Source organism: Victivallis vadensis (genome assembly GCF_003096415.1).
GTDB classification, from domain to species: Bacteria; Verrucomicrobiota; Lentisphaeria; order Victivallales; family Victivallaceae; genus Victivallis; species Victivallis vadensis.
The window spans coordinates 73342-90730 of sequence record NZ_QEKH01000022.1; the positions used below are offsets into that span (position 1 = coordinate 73342).

Here is a 17389-nt window from a genome sequence, read left to right on the forward strand (position 1 = left end):
AATGCCTGATATGAAGAAAAAATATGTGGAAGAAGTCCGCAAGGCGCTCCAGGCCGAGCTTGGCCTGAAGAACGTCATGCAGATTCCGAAGCTTGAGAAGATCGTGATTTCCACCGGTATCGGTTCCGATGCGGAGCGTGACGCGTTCACCGAAGCGAAGAAGCATATCGGCGCGATGACCGGTCAGGAGCCGGTGATCACCAAGGCGCGCAAGAACGTTTCCAACTTCAAGCTGCGTGTCGGCATGCCGGTCGGTGTGATGGTTACCCTCCGGGGCAGCCGGATGTATGAGTTCCTGGATCGTTTCGTGCACAATGCGCTGCCGCGTGTGCGTGACTTCCGCGGAATTCCGAAGACTGGTTTCGACGGTGTGGGCAACTACAACCTCGGGATCAGCGATGTATCGGTCTTCACCGAAGTCGATGCCGACAAGCTGAAGTATCCGCTCGGCGTGAACATTACGTTGGTCACGACGGCGAAGACGGATGATGCGGCGCGTCTTCTTCTGAAGAAGATGGAAGTTCCGTTCGAGGAATAAAGGAAGGATTGCATCATGGCGAAACTCAGTTTGATGGTGAAGGCGGAGCGGGGGAGCAAGTTCCCGGTTCGCAATTATACCCGTTGTAAGGCCTGCGGACGTCCGCGGGCGTACATCGGCAAGTTCCAGCTCTGCCGTATCTGTTTCCGCGAACTGGCTTCCAAGGGCCAGATTCCGGGTGTGACCAAGGCCAGCTGGTAAGAAAGGATTCTCTACAATGAGCATGCAAGATCCGATTGCTGATATGCTTACCCGCCTGCGCAACGCGGGATCCGCAAACCTGAAGAAGGTTTCGATGCCGAGTTCGAAGGAGAAGGTCGCGATTGCCGACGTTCTGAAGACGGAAGGCTACATCACCGACTATGCGGTGGCCGAAGACGGCGTGAAGCGCGAATTGGTCATTGAACTCAAGTATGTGAACGGCGCGAGCGTGATCGAGGGTATCGAGCGCGTCAGCAAGCCGTCCTGCCGGATTTATTGCGGAAGCCGGGAGATTCCCCGCGTCCGCAACGGTCTGGGCACTGTCGTGCTGACCACTCCGAAGGGCATCATGAGCGGTCGCCGGGCGGTCAAGGAGAACGTCGGCGGCGAAATTCTCTGCTACGTCTGGTAATTTTTAAGTTAGGAACTATTCAATATGTCTCGTATAGGCAATAAACCGGTCGACATTCCTTCCGGCGTGAAGGTCGCAGTCGACAAGACCGGGATCACGGTCGAAGGCAAGAGCAAGCTGACGCTGCCGATGCCCCCGTTGGTCGCGGTTGAAGTCAAGGACAATCAGGTGCATGTGACCGAGGCTTCCGAGGATCGCAAGGCGAGCGCGATGCAGGGTCTGACCCGCAGTCTGATCCACAACATGATCGTCGGCGTTTCGGAAGGCTTCAAGAAGGAACTCGCGATCGTCGGCGTAGGCTACAAGGCCACGCTGGCGGGCAGCAAGCTCAATCTTGCGCTCGGCTTCTCCCACCCGATCGTCTACGAAGTCCCGGCCGGCATCAAGTTGACGGTAACCCCGGATAACAAGATTGTGATCGAGGGCAGCGATAAGCAGCTGGTCGGCGAAACCGCCGCGCAGATCCGTCGTTTCCGTCCGCCGGAGCCGTATAAAGGCAAGGGCATCCGTTACGTCGATGAGCGCATCATCCTCAAAGAAGGCAAGTCCGTGGGTTAATCCCGGGCGTAAGGAGCTGATAAAATGGCTGTTATCGATAAGAAAGTTCAACGTGCGCGTCGTCATGCGAGAATCCGTAAAAAGATTTCCGGCACGGCTGAGCGCCCGAGATTCTGTGTCAGCATTACGACCAATCACATCTATTGTCAGTTTATCGACGATGTGAACGGCCGTACTCTGGCGATGACCTCCAGCCTGGACCCGAAGTTCAAGGCGGAAAATGCTCGTCCGAATATGGCGGGCGCGGTGCTGCTGGGCAAACTGGCGGCGGAAGCGGCTAAAGCGGCCAATGTTACGGAAGTCGTCTTCGACCGTTGCGGTTACAAATACCACGGCCGGATGAAGGCGATCGCCGAAACGGCCCGCGAAAACGGACTTAAGTTCTAGGGGAGCGTCTCATGGCTAAACGTGATAATTTCAATGAACCGGTGCAGAGCGAATTCGACGAGAGCGTGATTTCGATCAACCGGAGTGCCAAGGTGGTCAAGGGCGGCAAAAACTTCAGTTTCGGCGCCCTGGTTGTGGTCGGTGACCGCAAGGGCCGGGTCGGTTACGGCTACGGCAAGGCCAACGAAGTGTCGGATGCGATCCGCAAGGGCGGCGAAGCTGCCCGTCGCAATCTGGTGACCGTGCCGATGCACGGCCAGACCCTGCCGCATGAAGTCGAAGTGAAGTTCGGCGGCGCCCGCGTGCTGCTGCGTCCGGCTTCCGCCGGTACCGGTCTGATCGCCGGCGGCGCGGTGCGCGCGATCCTCGAACTCGCCGGCGTCGAAGACGTGCTGGCGAAGTCGCTCGGCGCGTCAAATGCCGCGAACGTGGCCAAGGCCACCTTCAAGGCGATTTCGCAGCTGTCGACCCGTGACGAGGTGTTCGCCCGCCGCGGCATCGCGCTTCCCAAGACGGCGCAGGCCGCTCCGGAAGCTCCGGCGGTTGAAAACAACTAATTCTTAATTGGGAATATTGGATTATGAAACTGCATGAACTTAGTCCCAACGCCGGTTCCCGCAAGCGCCGCAAGCGCGTGGGCCGCGGCGACAGCTCCGGGCTCGGCAAGACCGCCGGGCGCGGCGAAAAGGGCCAGAAGTCCCGTACCGGTTCGTCGATCCGCCCCTTCTTCGAAGGCGGTCAGATTCCGCTGTTCCGCCGCCTGCCGAAGCGCGGCTTCAACAGCCCGGACCATATCGAGTACACTCTGGTCAACCTGAACATCCTGGAAGACAACTTCGCGGCGGGCGACGTGGTCGATGCGGAATCGCTTCGCGCCAAGAACCTGCTCGGCAAGACCGAACGGATGATCAAGATCCTGGCCAACGGCGAGATCACCAAGGCTCTGACCGTCAAGGCCGACAAGTTCTCGGCGGCGGCCAAGGCCAAGATCGAAGCTGTCGGCGGTAAAGTCGAAGTGACGGAATAACCAAACCGGGAGTACGGGAATAAATGTTGACGGCATTCTTGAATACATTGAAGGTTAAAGAGTTGCGTAATCGCCTGCTGTTCACGGCGCTGATTATCGTGCTGGTGCGGTTCGCGAGCAACATCCCGTGCCCCGGAGTGGATCCGGCGGCGCTGGAAAAATTCATTTCCGAGGTCAGTGCCGGCAGCAGTTCCAGCGGTGGGTTTATGGCCCTGATCGACCTGTTTTCGGGCGGCGCCCTGGCGCACTTCGCCCTGGGAGCGCTGGGGATCATGCCGTACATCACCGCCTCGATTATCGTACAGCTTCTGGTGCCGGTGGTTCCCACGCTGGAGAAAATGCAGCGTGAGGGGGAAACCGGCCGCCAGAAGATCACCCAGTACACCCGTTATCTGACGATTCTGGTCTGCCTGATTCAGGGAACCATGGTCGCGATCGCGATGGTCAATCCGAGCAAACTCGGGTTGCCTGCGCCGTCGGAGCAGCTTTTCATCGGCAGCCGGTCGGTATTCATTCCGATCACGGTGCTGGTGATCACCTGCACGACGATGGTTTTCACCTGGCTCGGCGAGCAGATCACCGAGCGCGGCATCGGCAACGGCGTATCGCTGATCATCACGATCAACATCGTGTCGCGTCTGCCTCACTCCGTGATCGAACTGATCGACATGGCCATGAAAGGGCAGACCCCGGACGGCACGACGTTCCGGCCGGTCCAGTTGCTGTTGCTGCTGGTGGTCTTCTGCGTGGTCACCGCGGCGACGATCCTGCTTTCGCAGGGCTACCGCCGGGTGCCGATCCAGATGATCCGCAAGACGGTGGGCAAGCAGATGATGGGCGGTTCGACCTACATGCCGCTGAAGGTGAACTTCGCGAACGTGATGCCGATCATTTTCGCGGGTGCGATCCTGATGCTGCCGGAATATCTGTTCCAGTACATGGCGGCCAAACCGGATGCGAGTTCGATCTGGATGACGCTGGCGATGACCTTCCGTCAGGACGGCGTGGGGTACATGGTCGTTTACGGCCTGCTGATTCTGGCGTTCAGCTTCTTCTGGGTCGCGAATCAGTTCAACCCGATCCAGATTGCGGACAACCTGAAAAAGGAAGGCGCGTACATCCCGGGCATCAGCCCCGGACAGCCGACGGCGGACTTCCTCGACAGTGCGATGACGCGCGTGACCGCGGGCGGAGCCGTCTTCCTGATGGCGCTGGCGCTGTTCCCGATGTTTCTGTACAGCAACTTCAAGATTCCGTTTATGGTGGCCCAGTTCTTCGGCGGTACTTCGCTGCTGATTATGGTCGGCGTGGTGCTCGACACCATGAGCCAGCTGGAATCGCATCTGACGATGCGCCATTACGAGGGATTCCTGAAGAGCGGACGGCTGCGCAGCCGCGGCGGCAACTGAGCTTCCGGAACGCGCAAATAGATTGTTTCTGTCGGACTGGTCCGACTAGTCAGGCTAGTCGAACCAGTCCTTTTGATTTTGATGGAATCCGGCGGGTGGTTGATTGAAAAAACGACCCACCGGCCGATGTGGATAAACAAGGTGCGGCAGGCGCTTCATTTTTGTCTGCTGAGATGTAAAAAAGATATCCGGTTTTGAATTTTTTGCGTTGCAAAGTATTCAAAACCGCACCCGGCGCCGGCATCTTGCCGGTCTGGGGTCCCGGGGGCGAAGCGCCCCGGGCCGCCGGAGGCAAATCCCGGAAGGCGGAGTAGGTTATGAGTAATGTGATAGCGATCGACGGCCCGGCGGCTTCCGGGAAGAGTACGGCGGCGCGGCTCCTGGCCGAGCGGCTGAATATTGCGTATGTGAATACCGGCAGTTTGTACCGGGCGGTCGCGCTGGCGGCGCGGCGGGCCGGGCAGGAGATGGGGGCGCTTTCGCCGGAGTTCCTGAACACTTTGAAGCTGGAATACGTGCCGGATCAGAACGGCAGGTATGAGCTGAAACTGGACGGTTCCCTTCCCGGCGCTGAACTGCGCAGCGCGGAGACCGCTTCGGGGGCGAGCTTGGTCGCGACACAGCTGGCGGTGCGCGATTACCTGCTCGGCGTGCAGCGTTCCTTTGCCGGGGAGAAGCTGATCGTGATGGAGGGACGGGATATTGGAACGGTGATCTTTCCGGACGCCCGTTACAAGTTTTTCATCACCGCGACGCCGGAGGAGCGGGCGCGGCGGCGTCTGGCGCAGTCCGGCGAGGTGACGGACGGGGCGACGCTGGCGGAGGTCGCGAAGGCGATCGCGGAGCGGGACAGGCAGGATTCGGAGCGCAGGATCGCGCCGCTGAAGCCCGCTCCCGATGCGGAATTGATCGATACCACCGGCTTCGCCGTCGGCGAGGTGGTGGATTACATAGTCAAGAAGGTTCAGGCCGGGACGGAGGAGAAGTGAGCATGTATCACGATATGGAGTACCGGGTGCCGTATGCCGACACCGATCAGATGGGCGTGGTCTACTACGCGAATTATCTGGAATATTTCGAGCGCAGCCGGACCGAGATGCTGCGTGCGGCAGGGTTACCCTACAGCGAACTGGAGAAGAAGGGGATCATCCTGCCGGTTTCGGAGGCGTACTGCAAATATCTGGCTCCGGCCCGCTATGACGATCTGCTGACGTTCCGTTCGTGGGTGAAGGAGATCAAAGGCGTCCGGATGGTGATCGCCTCCGAGGTGCGGCGCGGCGATGAACTGCTGGTTGCCGGCCATGTGGTGCTGGTCAGCGTGAACCCGGAGCGCAAGGTGGTGCGCATGAGCAAAGAGCTGGTGGAGAGCTGTGAACAATTTTTCTGGAGCCCGGAGGATGAAAAATGAGTGAATATGTCGATTTCAATGCGTTGTATCCGATGAAGTTCAAGCCGATCTACCAGGCGCGCATCTGGGGTGGAACCCAGATGAGCGAGGTGTTGCGCCGCGAAGTGCCGGCCGCCGCCGATCCGATCGGCGAATCCTGGGAGCTGGTGGACCGCGAGGATGAGCAGAGCGTGCTGGTCAACGGCCCGATGGCCGGCAGGACCATGCACGAACTGCTGAAGCATTACGGGCGCGAGCTGGTCGGACGCAAGGCGAAATCCACCGACCGTTTCCCGCTGCTGGTCAAGCTGATCGACGCGGGCGACCGGCTGTCGCTGCAGGTTCACCCGGACGAGGCTGCCTGCCGCGAGATCGGCGGCACTGCCGAGCCGAAGACCGAAATGTGGTATATCATCGCGGCCCGCAAGGGGGCGCAGATTCTGGCCGGGCTTCAGGGGCGCGCCACCCGACAGCAGCTGGTCAGCCAGCTCGGTTCGCCGGATGTGGAGAACCTGCTGCAGGTCTATCCGTCGCAGCCGGGGGACGCCTATTTCATCTCTTCCGGCACGCTGCACGCGATCGGCGGCGGCAACCTGATTCTGGAGATCCAGCAGAACAGCGACACCACCTACCGCGTCAGCGACTGGGGACGGGTCGACGCGAACGGCAAGTCGCGCCAGCTTCACGTCGAACTCGGGATGCGTTCGATCAACTTCATGAACCGGACCTCGCCGCGGATTGCGGGAGTGGCCGGAACCGCGCAGCATAACCGCAAGTTCGATGTGGTCAACATGTGCCCGTTCTTCTCGGTCGCGGATCTGCGGCTGGTGTCGAAATGGAACGATGATACCACGCCTTCGGGCAGCTTCCACCTGATCAGTGCGATCAACGCCCCGGTGCGGGTCGGCCGTGCCGAAGATGACCGGACGGTTGAATTGGCCGCCGGGGAAACCGCGCTGGTTCCGGCGGGCTTCGGCGCTTATGTGATCGAACCGCTGGCGGAAGGCGAGTGCGCGGTCGTGAAAACCACGCTTTAAGATTGGAAAGAGTCATGGAATATCAGTTTGTTGTCGACCTCGAAAATTTTCTGCGGGACAAGTTTGAAAAGTATCCGGCGGAACCGGCGCTGGCGGTGGAAGCCTGCCCGGCGGGAATGACCGGCGATTTCGCGTTGAACTGCTTCAGGATCGGCCGCTTCTGCGGCAACCCGATGCAGGCGGCGGCGGCCGTCGCGGAGTTTTTGAAAGGGCATCCGGACGTCGAAGGCGTCGAAGTGGTCAAGGCCTTTGTGAATGTGACGGTGAAGGCGGGTGCGCTGCATCGCGATTCGGTGGCGGCGGTGGAACGGCTGCTGGAAGCCGCAAAGCTGCCGGAGGCGCAGCGCAAACGCATCCTGATCGAGTTTTCCGCCCCGAACACCAACAAGCCGCAGCACCTCGGTCACGTGCGCAACAATACGCTCGGCATGTCGCTGGCTTCGCTGCTGAAGCGGGTCGGCCACGACGTGATCGAAATCAACCTGGTCAACGACCGGGGCATCCACATCTGCAAGTCGATGATCGCGTACCAGCGGTTCGGCAACGGCTGCACGCCGGAGTCGACCGGCATGAAGGGTGATCATCTGGTCGGAAAGTTCTACGTCGAATACAACAAGGCGCTTTCGGAGGAGATCAAGGTATTGAAGGCCGCCCGGCCGGAACTGGCGGACAAGGACAGCGAGGAACTGTTCCTCGAAACCGAACTCGGCCGCGCCACCCAGAAGATGCTGCAGGATTGGGAGGCCGGCGATCCGGCGGTCCGCGAGCTCTGGAAGATGATGAACGGCTGGGTGTTCGCCGGATTCGCGCAGACCTACGAGCGCATGGGGATTCACTTCGACCACACCTACTTGGAGAGCGAAACCTATCTGCTCGGCAAGGATATCGTCGCCGCGGGGCTGGAAAAAGGCGTCTTTGCGAAGCGAGAGGATGGAGCGGTCTTCTGCGACCTCGGCAAGCTCGGCAAGAAGGTTGTGCTCCGCAGCGACGGCACCAGCGTCTACATCACACAGGATATCGGCACCACCTTGAAGAAGTTCGAGGATTATCACCCGGAGAGCATGGTCTGGGTGGTCGGGGACGAGCAGAACCTCCACTTCCAGATGCTCTTTGAAATCATGAAACGGCTCGGTTATCCGTGGGCCGATCAGCTCTATCACCTTTCCTACGGCATGGTCAATCTGCCCACCGGTAAAATGAAAAGCCGCGAGGGAACGGTGGTCGACGCCGACGACCTCTTCGACGAAATGGCGAAGCTGGCCACCGACGCCTGCAAGGAGCGCGGCGGAGAGGAGCTTGATCCCGCCGAACTGGCGGAGCGCGGCGAAATCATCGGTCTCGGCGCGTTGAAATTCATGCTGCTGAAGTTCAACCCGAAGACCACGATCATGTTCGATCCGGCGGCCTCTCTGAAGTTCGAGGGGGATACCGGCCCGTACATCCAGTACGCCGCCGCCCGGATCAACTCCATTGAGCGTAAGGCTGCCGAACGCGGCATCGATTTCTCGCCTGCCAAAGTGGATTGGGCGCTGCTGGCGCATCCGGCCGAAAAGGCTCTGGCGGTGACCGCCGGCTTTTACCCGGCGGTGTTGAAGCTGGCGGCGGAACGGCGCGACTGCTCCGGCCTTGCCGAATATCTGCTGAATCTCGCCAAGGCGTTCAACCGCTTCTATCGCGAGTGCCCGGTGCTGGCGGCCGAAACCCCCGAACTGGTCGCGGGGCGTCTGGCGATGGCCGATGCGGTCCGTACCATCATCGTGGACGGCCTCGCCACGCTGACGATCAAAGTGCCGCAGGCGATGTAATAAGGAACTGTATGAGACGGCTTCCGGGATTCCGCTTCGATGGAGGCGGAATCCCGGATTTTTTTCAGAGGACCGGAAATTCCGGGAGCGGGCGGATTTCCGGCTTGAGCGCGGGCGGGCACTCCACGGCGAGTTTGAGTCCGGCGGCGGTCCGGCGGCAGTCGATCCGGATCGGGCCGGAGGGGGTCGGGACTTCGCCCGCGATATGCTCCTGTGTGCCGGGACAGGGGGAGACCGCAAAGCGGGCAAAGCCCGGTTCGAGCGGCGTGACGCCGAGCTGGCGCGCCCCCTGCCAGTAGACCGGCACACTGCTCCAGGCGTGGCAGAGGCTGCCGGCGCCGTCGAAGCCGAGTGCTCCGGCGGCGACCTCCCACAAAGTATCCGAACCGGTGAAGAGCATCGGGGCGAATGCCGCGGTCAGCCGTTCGGCGGCGAAGCGCCTGCCCTCCGGCCCGGCCTGATGCAGCGCATCGACCACGAACGGCAGCGAACTGGTGCTTGCCGGTACGACCTGCGGATTCTCCGCAAGTCGGATGAACTGCGGATACAGTTCCGGCGGCAGGAGGCCGAGACGCAGCGCGAGCGCGTTGACGTGCTCGTGGAAGCCGATCAGCTCTGAACCGTTGCGGTAGGTCGCATAGAACCCGTCCGGGCGACGGAATTCGCGGGCAACGGCCGCCTGCAGCGCGTCGGAACGGTTCGGGACCGGCCGCCCCGCCCGTGCCTTCATCGCCTCGAAACTGCGCAGCGCCAGCACCAGATAAAGATTGTACGGTGCGCTCAGCGGATGGTGCCCGGAGCCGTCAAGCTGTGCGACCCATTCATAGAAATTCCAGATTTCCCTGCCCTCGGGCGGCAGGCAGAGGCCGGTGGCGGTGTCGCGCCGGGTGAGGGCGCGTTCGAGCATCTCCTCCATCTGGCGCTCGAATTGCAGGAACAGCCGGCCGCTGCCGCTGTAGAGCCAGTGCTCGTCGACTTCGACGAACCAGATCCAGCTGAAGATCGGGATGGTGACCGGGACGCGGGCGGGGGCGCACAGTTCCAGCAGGCCGTCCGGACGGATGCCGCGCCCGAGCAGCTCAAAGCTCGTCGCCGCGAATTCATAGTTGCCCCACGCATAGTAGCCGAAGAGCGCCTGATTGCGCGAATCGTAGGCGTATAATGCCTGTTCGCGCCACGGACAGTCCTCATAGTGCTCGTGCATGCAGAGCTTCATCGTGTTGAGCGCGACCTGCCGCAGCTTCGCGTGGAGGCGGTCGCCGTCGTCGAAACGGGCGGCGGCAGGGAGCGGCAGCTCCTGCGGACGGATTCCGGCGTAATGCAGCATCAGCGGCTCCGCATACTCCGTGAAATTGAGCTGCAGATAACGGCCCCCGGAGCGCCGGAACGGGATTGCAAAACGGTTCCGCCCGGCGCGGCAGATGTAGCGGTCGGTGAAATTGCGGCTTTGGATCTGGCTGCGCACCCGGCCGTCGTCGAGGTGTTCGCCGTGGGAGAGGTCGACGACGGTTCCAGCGGGGGCGTCCAGCTCGATTTCCAGCTTGCCGGCGCATTCGCCGCCGAAGTCGAGAATCACGAAAGAACCGTTTTCCGGTAACACGGGGGGCTGTATCGGCCGCGGTTCCGCGAATGTGACCGGTTCGATGCCGTACAGGCCGGGCAGACCGAAGAAACGCGCCGCCGGGACCGCCCGCATCAGGTCCCGCGACACCGTGACGGCAAACGTCTCTTTCTCGCCGGTACGAAGCAGGAAGCCCTGATTGGCGAAAGCAACGCTGCGCCGCTCCCCCGGAGCAAGGCGCGGCACAGGCCGCGGTTCCGGCATGCCGCGGTCATCGGTTGCCACCGCCGTCTCCCAGCCGGAGTCGTCGAAGCCGGGCCGCTGCCAGTTGTCGGATTTGCGTCCGTCACAGCAGGTCACGAAACCGAGCTGGCCGGTGACGTCCGCGATCGGACCGGAGGTGAACGCCGGGTCAAGCCGCGCTTTCCACGCGGTCGAGCTGCCGAAGCGGAACTCCCCCCCCCGCAGTTCGCACCGGAATCCAGGCGCGCCGCACCGGTAGGTCGAGAAATCCTTTCCCCGGAACCAGACCAGCGCCGCCAGCAGGTGTTCGCCCGCTTCGAGTGCTCCGGTGTGGAACTCCGTCGCGGTCGGCCGGTCCGGGTAGTCGCTGAACTGGCCGCCGCCGAGTTCGACGCCGTCGAGGTACAGCAGGAAATCACTGTCGGCGGAGACGGAGATCACCGCGTCATCCACGCCCTGCGGCAGGGCGAAACCGCCGCGGAAATCTGCATGAAGGTTGATCTCGATACCATTCGGCGCAAGCCGGATCCAGCAGGGGGAGGATTCTGACATTCAAACGGCTCCTTGGAGTGGAAAGCTGCAATCGTTTCCCCTAATATATCGGCCGGTCATGTTTTTGCAAGCCCGGCGGAAGCGAAGTTGCCGGGGGATTGCCGGGATTGTTCCGGTTCCGCTGCAAAAACAAATACGGTGTTGAATTTCTTGCTGTACAAAAAATCCAACACCGCATCCGGCACTTTGCCGGTTGGCGGAACCGGGGGATAAAGCGCCCCCCGGTCCGGCAGGAGCAGAAGCTTTACTTGCCGGCGAAAGCAGTTTCAATCGCCTGCTTCACGTCGCGGAAAGTCGCGTCGACGGAGTCGCTGCGCGGGATCACGATGTCACTGACGGAAACCGCGATCGTACCGTCCGCTTCGGGACGGACGCTGAAGGCCGCGTCGATGTTGACCTTGTCGGCGATGCCCTTTTGTTTCACGAATTCGACGATCTTGCCGAGGAGCAGCTGCCCGGGGCAGTCCTGCTGCTTGGTGCAGATGGTCACGCAGATGGAGAGCGCGTCATCGGTGTTCGCGTGCATGATCGGGCTTTTCGCGTCGAAGAGCTGGCTGCGGTTGTTGTAGACCGTGTGCAGCCGGGTGTGGGCTTCATGCGAACCCGGACGGCCGCCGAAGGCTTCCGCGTAGCACTTGTCGACCCAGTAGTTGTCCTGCGGCTTCTGGACCTGACGCTCCTTGTCGGTGTCGTAGAGGCCCGCGGCGCGCTTGGACCGGAAGCCGTCTTCGCTGGTGATCGGCTGGCCGCCGCCGGCGACGCAGCCGCCCGGGCAGGCCATCACTTCGATGAAGTCGAACTGCGCCTTGCCGGCCTTGATCTCCTCGACCAGTTTGCGGGCGTTGGCAAGGCCGTGCACCACCGCGATGCGGAGCTGTTTGCCGGCGACTTCGAGGGTCGCTTCCTTGCGCGGAGCCAAGCCGCGGGTCTCCTTGAAATCGATCTCCTCAAGGGGTTCGCCGCTGACCTTTTCGACCGCGAAGCGCAGGGCCGCTTCCATCACGCCGCCGGTGGCTCCGAAGATCACGCCGCCGCCGGTGGAGAAGCCGAGCGGCATGTCGAAAGCCGCCGGTTCGAGTTCATCGAGTTTGATTCCCATCGATTCGATCATCGAAGCGAGTTCTACAGTGGTCAGCACGTAATCGACCTCGGGACGGCCGTCGCGCTTGAACTTCGGCAATTGCGCCTCGAATTTCTTCGCGGTGCAGGGCATCACCGAAACCACGACCAGATTTTCCGGCTTCACGCCGAGCTTGGCGGGCAGGGTCTTGCGGGCGACCGCGCCGAAGATGGCCTGCGGAGAACGGGTGGTGGAGACGTTCGGCAGCATTTCCGGGTAGAAAGTCTCCGCGAACTTCACCCACGCCGGGCAGCAGCTGGTGAACATCGGCAGCTTGCCGCCGGTGGTCAGGCGCTCGATGAATTCGGTGGCTTCCTCGAAGATGGTCATATCCGCCGCGAAGCAGGTGTCGTAGACGTGGTCGAAGCCCATCATCTTCATCGCGGTAACCATCTTGCGGGCCACGTTTTCACCGGTCTTGAAACCGAAACGTTCGCCGAGGCCGACGCGGACCGCCGGGGCGACCTGCACGACCACGACCTTCTCGGGATCGTAGATCGCTTCCCACACCTTGTCGGCGTCGGACTTCGCGACGATCGCGCCGGTCGGGCAGACCTGAGCGCACTGGCCGCAGTTCACGCATTCGCCTTCGCTCAGGTCGTTGTCGAAGGCCGGAACCACGCGGGCGTTGGAGCCGCGGCTGGCGAAATCCAGCGCGCCGACGCTCTGCACTTCGGAGCAGACGCGCACGCAGTCGCCGCAGAGCACGCACTTGTTCGGGTCGCGCACCAGCGACGGGCTGGAGGTATCCAGCGGCAGGTTCTTCTGGGTCTGCTTGTAGCGGACGTCCTTCACGCCGAGCTTGCGGGCGAGGTCCTGCAACGTGCAGTTCGCGCTGCGCTGGCAGGTCGGGCATTCGCGGTTGTGGCTGGCGAGCAGCAGCTCGACGTTGATCTTGCGCATATTGCGGATCGCTTTGGTGTCGGTCTGCACGACCATGCCCGGCTCCGGCTTGATCGAGCAGGAGGCCATGATGCCGCGCCCCTTGATGTCCACGAGGCAGAGGCGGCAGGCTCCGTAGATCGAGAGTTCCGAATGGTAGCAGAAAGTCGGGATGTCGATGCCGGCCTTGCGGATCACTTCGAGGAGGTTCCGCTCGTCGCTGAATTCCACCTCGGTGTTATTGACGGTGAGAGTTTTCTTCACTTCGCTCATTTTATTTGATAGCTCCAGAAAGTTGTTTTAGTTACAGGCCGATCACCGCACCGAATTTGCAGGCCGCCTTGCAGGCGCCGCACTTGATGCACTTGTCCGCGTCGATCACGTGGACTTCCTTGACTTTGCCGGTGATCGCGCCGACCGGGCACTTCCGGGCGCAGGCGGTACAGCCTTTGCACTTCGAAGCGAGGATTTCGGGACGGGCCAGCGCCTTGCACTCGCCGACCGGGCAGATTTTCTTGAACACGTGCGCTTCATACTCCTCGCGGAAGAAGCGCAGCGTCGACAGCACCGGGTTCGGCGCGGTCTTGCCGAGCGCGCACAGCGAACCGAGCTGGACCGCCTTGGCGGTCTCTTCGAGCAGTTCGAGGGTCTTGCGGTCGGCGCGGCCCTCGATGATGTCGTCGAGCATCGCGAGCATCTGCTTGGTGCCTTCGCGGCAGGGAACGCACTTGCCGCAGGATTCATTCTGGGTGAACTGCATGAAGAAGCGGGCGATCTTCACGATGCAGGTTTCTTTGTTCATCACCACGAGGCCGCCGGAACCGACCATCGCGCCAGCCGACTTCAGCGAGTCGAAGTCCAGCGGCAGGTCGAGCATATCCGGGGTCAGGCAGCCGCCCGACGGCCCGCCGATCTGCACGGCCTTGAAATCTTCGGTGGTCACTTCGCCCTTGTTGTTGGTCACGCCGCCGCCGATGTTGTAGATGATCTCGCGCAGCGTGGTGCCGAAGGGTACTTCGATCAGGCCGGTGTTCGCGACGTGGCCGGTCAGCGCGAAGGTCTTGGTGCCGGGGGACTTCTCGGTGCCGACCGCCTTGTACTGCTCCGGCCCGTTCAGGAAGATGCCGGGCACGCTGGCGAGGGTTTCGACGTTGTTGATCACGGTCGGTTTGCCCCACAGGCCGCTCTGGGCCGGGAACGGCGGTTTCGGCCGCGGCATGCCGCGCTTGCCTTCGATCGACGCGATCAGGGCGGTCTCCTCGCCGCAGACGAACGCGCCGGCGCCTTCCATCACGGTGACCTTGAAGCTGAAATCCGAGCCGAACAGATGGTCGCCGAGCAATCCGGCCTCTTCCGCATCCTTCACCGCGGCGCGCATGCGCTCCACCGCGAGCGGATATTCGGCGCGGACGTACACGTAACCCTCATCGGCGCCGATCGCGCGGGCGGCGATCATCATGCCCTCGATCACGGAGTGCGGGTTGCCTTCCATCACGGAGCGGTCCATGAACGCGCCCGGGTCGCCTTCGTCGCCGTTGCAGATCACGTACTTCTTGTCGTTCTGGCTGGCGAGGGTGAACTTCCACTTGAGGCCGGTCGGGAAGCCGCCGCCGCCGCGGCCGCGCAACCCGGAGTCGATCGCGGTCTGGCAGACCTCTTCCGGCTTCATTTCGAGGATCGCCTTGCGTGCGCCGAAGTAGCCGCCGCGGGCGATGTATTCGCGCACGCAGCTCGGTTCGACCCGGCAGTTGGCCAGCACGACGCGCTTCTGGCGGTTGTAGAACGGGATTTCGGCGTCGCCCTTGCAGTGGACGTGAGTCTGCGGATGCACGAAGAGCAGCCGGTCGATCACTTCGCCCTTTTTCAGGGTGCGCTCGACGATTTCCGGCACATCGGAAACCTTGACTTTGGTGTAGAGGATGTCGCCCGGCTCGATGTGGAGCAAGGGACCCATCTGGCAGAACCCCTGGCAACCGGATTTGGAGATGTAGGTGCCGGTGTGTTCTTCCTCTTTCTTGAGTTCAAGCGCGACATCCACGCCGGCTTCCTTCAGGGCTTCGGCGAGCGCGTCGCGGACTTCGAGCGAGCCGTTCGCGACGCAGCCGGTTCCGGCGCAGATGATGATGCGGCGCTGGATTCTGGCCGCCGCGGCCTTGTAATCGTCACGAATTTTTTCGAGATCGACGGTTTTCACAGTATCGTTGCTCATCTTTCAAACTTTCGCAGTAGAGGGTGGATTATCAGTTGGCGGCTTTTTCTTCGGCGATGATCCGGTCGACGATCTCGATCGCCTTTTCCGGGGTGCACTGGCCGTAGACTTCCTCGTTGACCACCATCACCGGCGCGAGGCCGCAGGCGCCGAGGCAGCTGACGGTTTCGATGGTGAAGAGCTGGTCGTCGCTGGTCCGCTTGTCGCCGGAGAGCTTGAGCTTTTCATAGAGCGCATTCAGGATGCCGTGGGATTTCTTCACGTGGCACGCGGTGCCGTCGCACAGTTTGATGATGTATTTGCCTTTGGGCTGCATCGAAAAATGGGCGTAGAAGGTCGCGACGCCGTAGACCCGCGACGGCGGAACGCCGATGCTGGTGGCCACATAGCTGATCATGTCCTTCGAGAGATATTTGTAGACCGCCTGAACCTCCTGGAGGATCGGAATGAGCTTGGATTCCGAATAATCGTATTTCTCCAGAATCTTGTTCACCGCGGCGAGGTGTTTGACCATCGCCTGCGTGGTTTCCATGGTTTCCTGCATGTTCGCTCCTTAACTATAGATTTGGGTGATTGTATGGTAAATTTGAAAACGAATCGGAAAAAACTTACTCCTGCTGCTCCTCGTCGGCGAATTTGCGGTTCATCTTGACCGACAGCACCGCCAGCCCTCCGGCGATCACTTCGCGCTGGACGACCACGTCGTCCGGCACTTTCAAACTGACGTTCGCGAAGTTCCAGATGCCCTTGATGCCTCCGGCGACCATCGCGTCGGCGACATCCTGCGCGTAAGTCGCGGGCACGCAGATGATGCCCATGCGCACCTGAAGACGGCCGACCAGCTCTTCGAGCCGGTCGATGTCGAAGACGCTGCGCCCGTGGATTTCGGTGCCGATTTTTTCGGGATTCACGTCAAAGGCGGCGATGATTTTCAACCCGTACTCCTCGAACCCTTCGTAGCCCAGGAGCGCGCTGCCGAGCGAACCGGCTCCGACCAACACCGCTTCGGAGGCGTTGTCCCAGTTGAGATAACTCTTGATCGCGTCGATCAGCTCCTTGACCTTGTAGCCGACTCCGGGCTGGCCGGTCACTCCGGTGATCGCGAGGTCCTTGCGGATTACGATTTCGCCGAGGTTCATATAGCGGGCGAGTTCGGGAGTGGCGACGATCGAAATGCCCGCCTTGCGCATTTCGGAGAGCTTGTACAGGTAAGTCGGCAGCCGACGGATCGTCGGCAGTTTCGGAACCTTCACATTGGCCATAGTATTATAACACTTCCCGTAAAATTAGACGGCTTTAATTCCGCTGAACACGACACAAGCCGACCTTCCCTTTCTTCCGCCGGGAAAGAAAGTGCGAGATCAGCCTGTCATTACCAAATTATAATCGCCGGGTTTTCGCCCGGCTGTAATTTTCATTTCATCTACCGGAGAGAGGACTGTCTTTCCGATCTGCTTCGATACTTTTTTATCGAACGCATCTTTAACATACACCACAAGCGCAAAAAATCAAGCCCTATTTAAATATTTTTTTATCTAAGTTTGGGCCGGGATAAAGGAATTTCCGGATTTTCTCCTCTTTGCTATTGCCTCTCTAAGTTCTTTATGGTATAATTAAGTACTGTTGTGCGACGACAGTTGACGCTGCCGCCCCGGTTTCCAATTTGAAAAGCGAAACGGGAGATGTTAAATTGAATTTAACACGACGAATGCAATGTTGGGCCATCGGTTTGACGATGGCGGCAGGGAGCCTGATGGGGTATGGAGCGGAACAACTGAACTTTCGTTCGTCGCCGATGACGGCGGGGAAGGCTTCGCTGAGCGAAAACGGCTATATCGTGAGCCGCGAGCTGGGCGGAGCCAATTTTTCTCCCGAACTGCGGTATCCGGTGCAGCTGATCTACCGTTCTGATTCGGCGGATGCGGGGCTGTTCGGCACCTCGTGGCGCAGCCCGCAGCTGGAAAGTTCGGCGATCCCGGAAAAGGACGGCGTGCTGTGGACGACTCCGTGGGGGGAGAAAATCCGCTTCTTCGCCAAGACCAAAGACAAGGACGCGCTCGA

The 17389-nt window shown here is 61.0% G+C and carries 18 protein-coding genes; 13 read left to right on the top strand and 5 right to left on the bottom strand.

From position 1 onward, the window contains the following. Position 1: 1 nt before the first annotated feature. From rplE to argS, 12 genes are all read left to right on the top strand, one after another. Positions 2-538 carry a 50S ribosomal protein L5 gene (rplE, locus tag C8D82_RS13415; RefSeq protein WP_116884802.1) on the top strand — a complete coding sequence of 179 codons (537 nt, stop codon included), beginning with the start codon at positions 2-4 and terminating at the stop codon, positions 536-538. Between the two features lie 15 nt (positions 539-553). Next, positions 554-739, top strand: coding sequence for a type Z 30S ribosomal protein S14 (locus tag C8D82_RS13420; RefSeq protein WP_106053737.1), 186 nt, complete (start codon positions 554-556; stop codon positions 737-739). Between the two features lie 16 nt (positions 740-755). Then, complete coding sequence (gene rpsH, locus C8D82_RS13425; protein WP_116884803.1) at positions 756-1151, top strand: 30S ribosomal protein S8; 396 nt, start codon at positions 756-758, stop codon at positions 1149-1151. A gap of 24 nt (positions 1152-1175) precedes the next feature. Next, positions 1176-1709, top strand: a complete 534-nt coding sequence (gene rplF, locus C8D82_RS13430) for a 50S ribosomal protein L6 (RefSeq protein WP_116884804.1) — start codon at positions 1176-1178, stop codon at positions 1707-1709. Positions 1710-1733: 24 nt separating this feature from the next. Continuing rightward, positions 1734-2096 (top strand): 50S ribosomal protein L18, encoded by a 363-nt coding sequence (gene rplR / locus C8D82_RS13435; protein WP_116884805.1) that lies wholly within the window; start codon positions 1734-1736, stop codon positions 2094-2096. 11 nt (positions 2097-2107) lie between these two features. Next, positions 2108-2653 (top strand): 30S ribosomal protein S5, encoded by a 546-nt coding sequence (rpsE, locus tag C8D82_RS13440; RefSeq protein WP_116884806.1) that lies wholly within the window; start codon positions 2108-2110, stop codon positions 2651-2653. Positions 2654-2676: 23 nt separating this feature from the next. Beyond that, positions 2677-3123 (top strand): 50S ribosomal protein L15, encoded by a 447-nt coding sequence (gene rplO, locus C8D82_RS13445; protein WP_116884807.1) that lies wholly within the window; start codon positions 2677-2679, stop codon positions 3121-3123. Positions 3124-3146: 23 nt separating this feature from the next. Then, positions 3147-4532, top strand: coding sequence for a preprotein translocase subunit SecY (secY, locus tag C8D82_RS13450; protein ID WP_116884808.1), 1386 nt, complete (start codon positions 3147-3149; stop codon positions 4530-4532). 317 nt (positions 4533-4849) lie between these two features. Continuing rightward, the gene (cmk, locus tag C8D82_RS13455) at positions 4850-5521 is read left to right on the top strand and encodes a (d)CMP kinase (RefSeq protein ID WP_116884809.1); all 672 of its coding nucleotides are present in this window, start codon (positions 4850-4852) and stop codon (positions 5519-5521) included. A 2-nt stretch (positions 5522-5523) separates the two neighbouring features. Further along, positions 5524-5940 carry an acyl-CoA thioesterase gene (locus tag C8D82_RS13460; protein ID WP_116884810.1) on the top strand — a complete coding sequence of 139 codons (417 nt, stop codon included), beginning with the start codon at positions 5524-5526 and terminating at the stop codon, positions 5938-5940. Continuing rightward, positions 5937-6956, top strand: coding sequence for a type I phosphomannose isomerase catalytic subunit (locus tag C8D82_RS13465; protein ID WP_116884811.1), 1020 nt, complete (start codon positions 5937-5939; stop codon positions 6954-6956). Before C8D82_RS13460 ends, C8D82_RS13465 begins: the two co-directional genes overlap by 4 nt. A 14-nt stretch (positions 6957-6970) precedes the next feature. Continuing rightward, positions 6971-8761: an arginine--tRNA ligase gene (argS, locus tag C8D82_RS13470; protein WP_116884812.1), complete on the top strand. Its 1791-nt coding sequence runs from the start codon at positions 6971-6973 to the stop codon at positions 8759-8761. Positions 8762-8825: 64 nt separating this feature from the next. Here argS and C8D82_RS13475 read toward each other — a convergent pair whose 3' ends face one another. From C8D82_RS13475 to C8D82_RS13495, 5 genes are all read right to left on the bottom strand, one after another. Then, a complete protein-coding gene (locus C8D82_RS13475) occupies positions 8826-11117 on the bottom strand; it encodes a family 78 glycoside hydrolase catalytic domain (RefSeq protein WP_116884813.1) in 2292 nt (763 codons plus the stop codon). 244 nt (positions 11118-11361) lie between these two features. Beyond that, positions 11362-13392, bottom strand: a complete 2031-nt coding sequence (locus C8D82_RS13480) for a 2Fe-2S iron-sulfur cluster binding domain-containing protein (RefSeq protein WP_116884814.1) — start codon at positions 13390-13392, stop codon at positions 11362-11364. Between the two features lie 31 nt (positions 13393-13423). Further along, positions 13424-15328: an NADH-quinone oxidoreductase subunit NuoF gene (locus C8D82_RS13485; protein ID WP_116884815.1), complete on the bottom strand. Its 1905-nt coding sequence runs from the start codon at positions 15326-15328 to the stop codon at positions 13424-13426. A 31-nt stretch (positions 15329-15359) separates the two neighbouring features. After that, entirely contained in the window at positions 15360-15872 is a 513-nt protein-coding gene (locus C8D82_RS13490; protein ID WP_207776133.1) for an NADH-quinone oxidoreductase subunit NuoE family protein, read from the bottom strand. Positions 15873-15936: 64 nt separating this feature from the next. Further along, the gene (locus tag C8D82_RS13495) at positions 15937-16590 is read right to left on the bottom strand and encodes a redox-sensing transcriptional repressor Rex (RefSeq protein WP_116884816.1); all 654 of its coding nucleotides are present in this window, start codon (positions 16588-16590) and stop codon (positions 15937-15939) included. A 491-nt stretch (positions 16591-17081) separates the two neighbouring features. On the opposite strand from C8D82_RS13495, the gene C8D82_RS13500 reads away from it, so the two are divergent. Then, a partial coding sequence (locus C8D82_RS13500; RefSeq protein WP_133245201.1) for a hypothetical protein occupies positions 17082-17389 on the top strand: 308 nt, incomplete at its 3' end.

Coding starts and splice junctions, on each gene's coding strand:
- rplE (WP_116884802.1), top strand. CDS start 2: ATGCCTGATATGAAGAAAAAATATGTGGAAGAAGTCCGCAAGGCGCTC.
- C8D82_RS13420 (WP_106053737.1), top strand. CDS start 554: ATGGCGAAACTCAGTTTGATGGTGAAGGCGGAGCGGGGGAGCAAGTTC.
- rpsH (WP_116884803.1), top strand. CDS start 756: ATGAGCATGCAAGATCCGATTGCTGATATGCTTACCCGCCTGCGCAAC.
- rplF (WP_116884804.1), top strand. CDS start 1,176: ATGTCTCGTATAGGCAATAAACCGGTCGACATTCCTTCCGGCGTGAAG.
- rplR (WP_116884805.1), top strand. CDS start 1,734: ATGGCTGTTATCGATAAGAAAGTTCAACGTGCGCGTCGTCATGCGAGA.
- rpsE (WP_116884806.1), top strand. CDS start 2,108: ATGGCTAAACGTGATAATTTCAATGAACCGGTGCAGAGCGAATTCGAC.
- rplO (WP_116884807.1), top strand. CDS start 2,677: ATGAAACTGCATGAACTTAGTCCCAACGCCGGTTCCCGCAAGCGCCGC.
- secY (WP_116884808.1), top strand. CDS start 3,147: ATGTTGACGGCATTCTTGAATACATTGAAGGTTAAAGAGTTGCGTAAT.
- cmk (WP_116884809.1), top strand. CDS start 4,850: ATGAGTAATGTGATAGCGATCGACGGCCCGGCGGCTTCCGGGAAGAGT.
- C8D82_RS13460 (WP_116884810.1), top strand. CDS start 5,524: ATGTATCACGATATGGAGTACCGGGTGCCGTATGCCGACACCGATCAG.
- C8D82_RS13465 (WP_116884811.1), top strand. CDS start 5,937: ATGAGTGAATATGTCGATTTCAATGCGTTGTATCCGATGAAGTTCAAG.
- argS (WP_116884812.1), top strand. CDS start 6,971: ATGGAATATCAGTTTGTTGTCGACCTCGAAAATTTTCTGCGGGACAAG.
- C8D82_RS13475 (WP_116884813.1), bottom strand. CDS start 11,117: ATGTCAGAATCCTCCCCCTGCTGGATCCGGCTTGCGCCGAATGGTATC.
- C8D82_RS13480 (WP_116884814.1), bottom strand. CDS start 13,392: ATGAGCGAAGTGAAGAAAACTCTCACCGTCAATAACACCGAGGTGGAA.
- C8D82_RS13485 (WP_116884815.1), bottom strand. CDS start 15,328: ATGAGCAACGATACTGTGAAAACCGTCGATCTCGAAAAAATTCGTGAC.
- C8D82_RS13490 (WP_207776133.1), bottom strand. CDS start 15,872: ATGCAGGAAACCATGGAAACCACGCAGGCGATGGTCAAACACCTCGCC.
- C8D82_RS13495 (WP_116884816.1), bottom strand. CDS start 16,590: ATGGCCAATGTGAAGGTTCCGAAACTGCCGACGATCCGTCGGCTGCCG.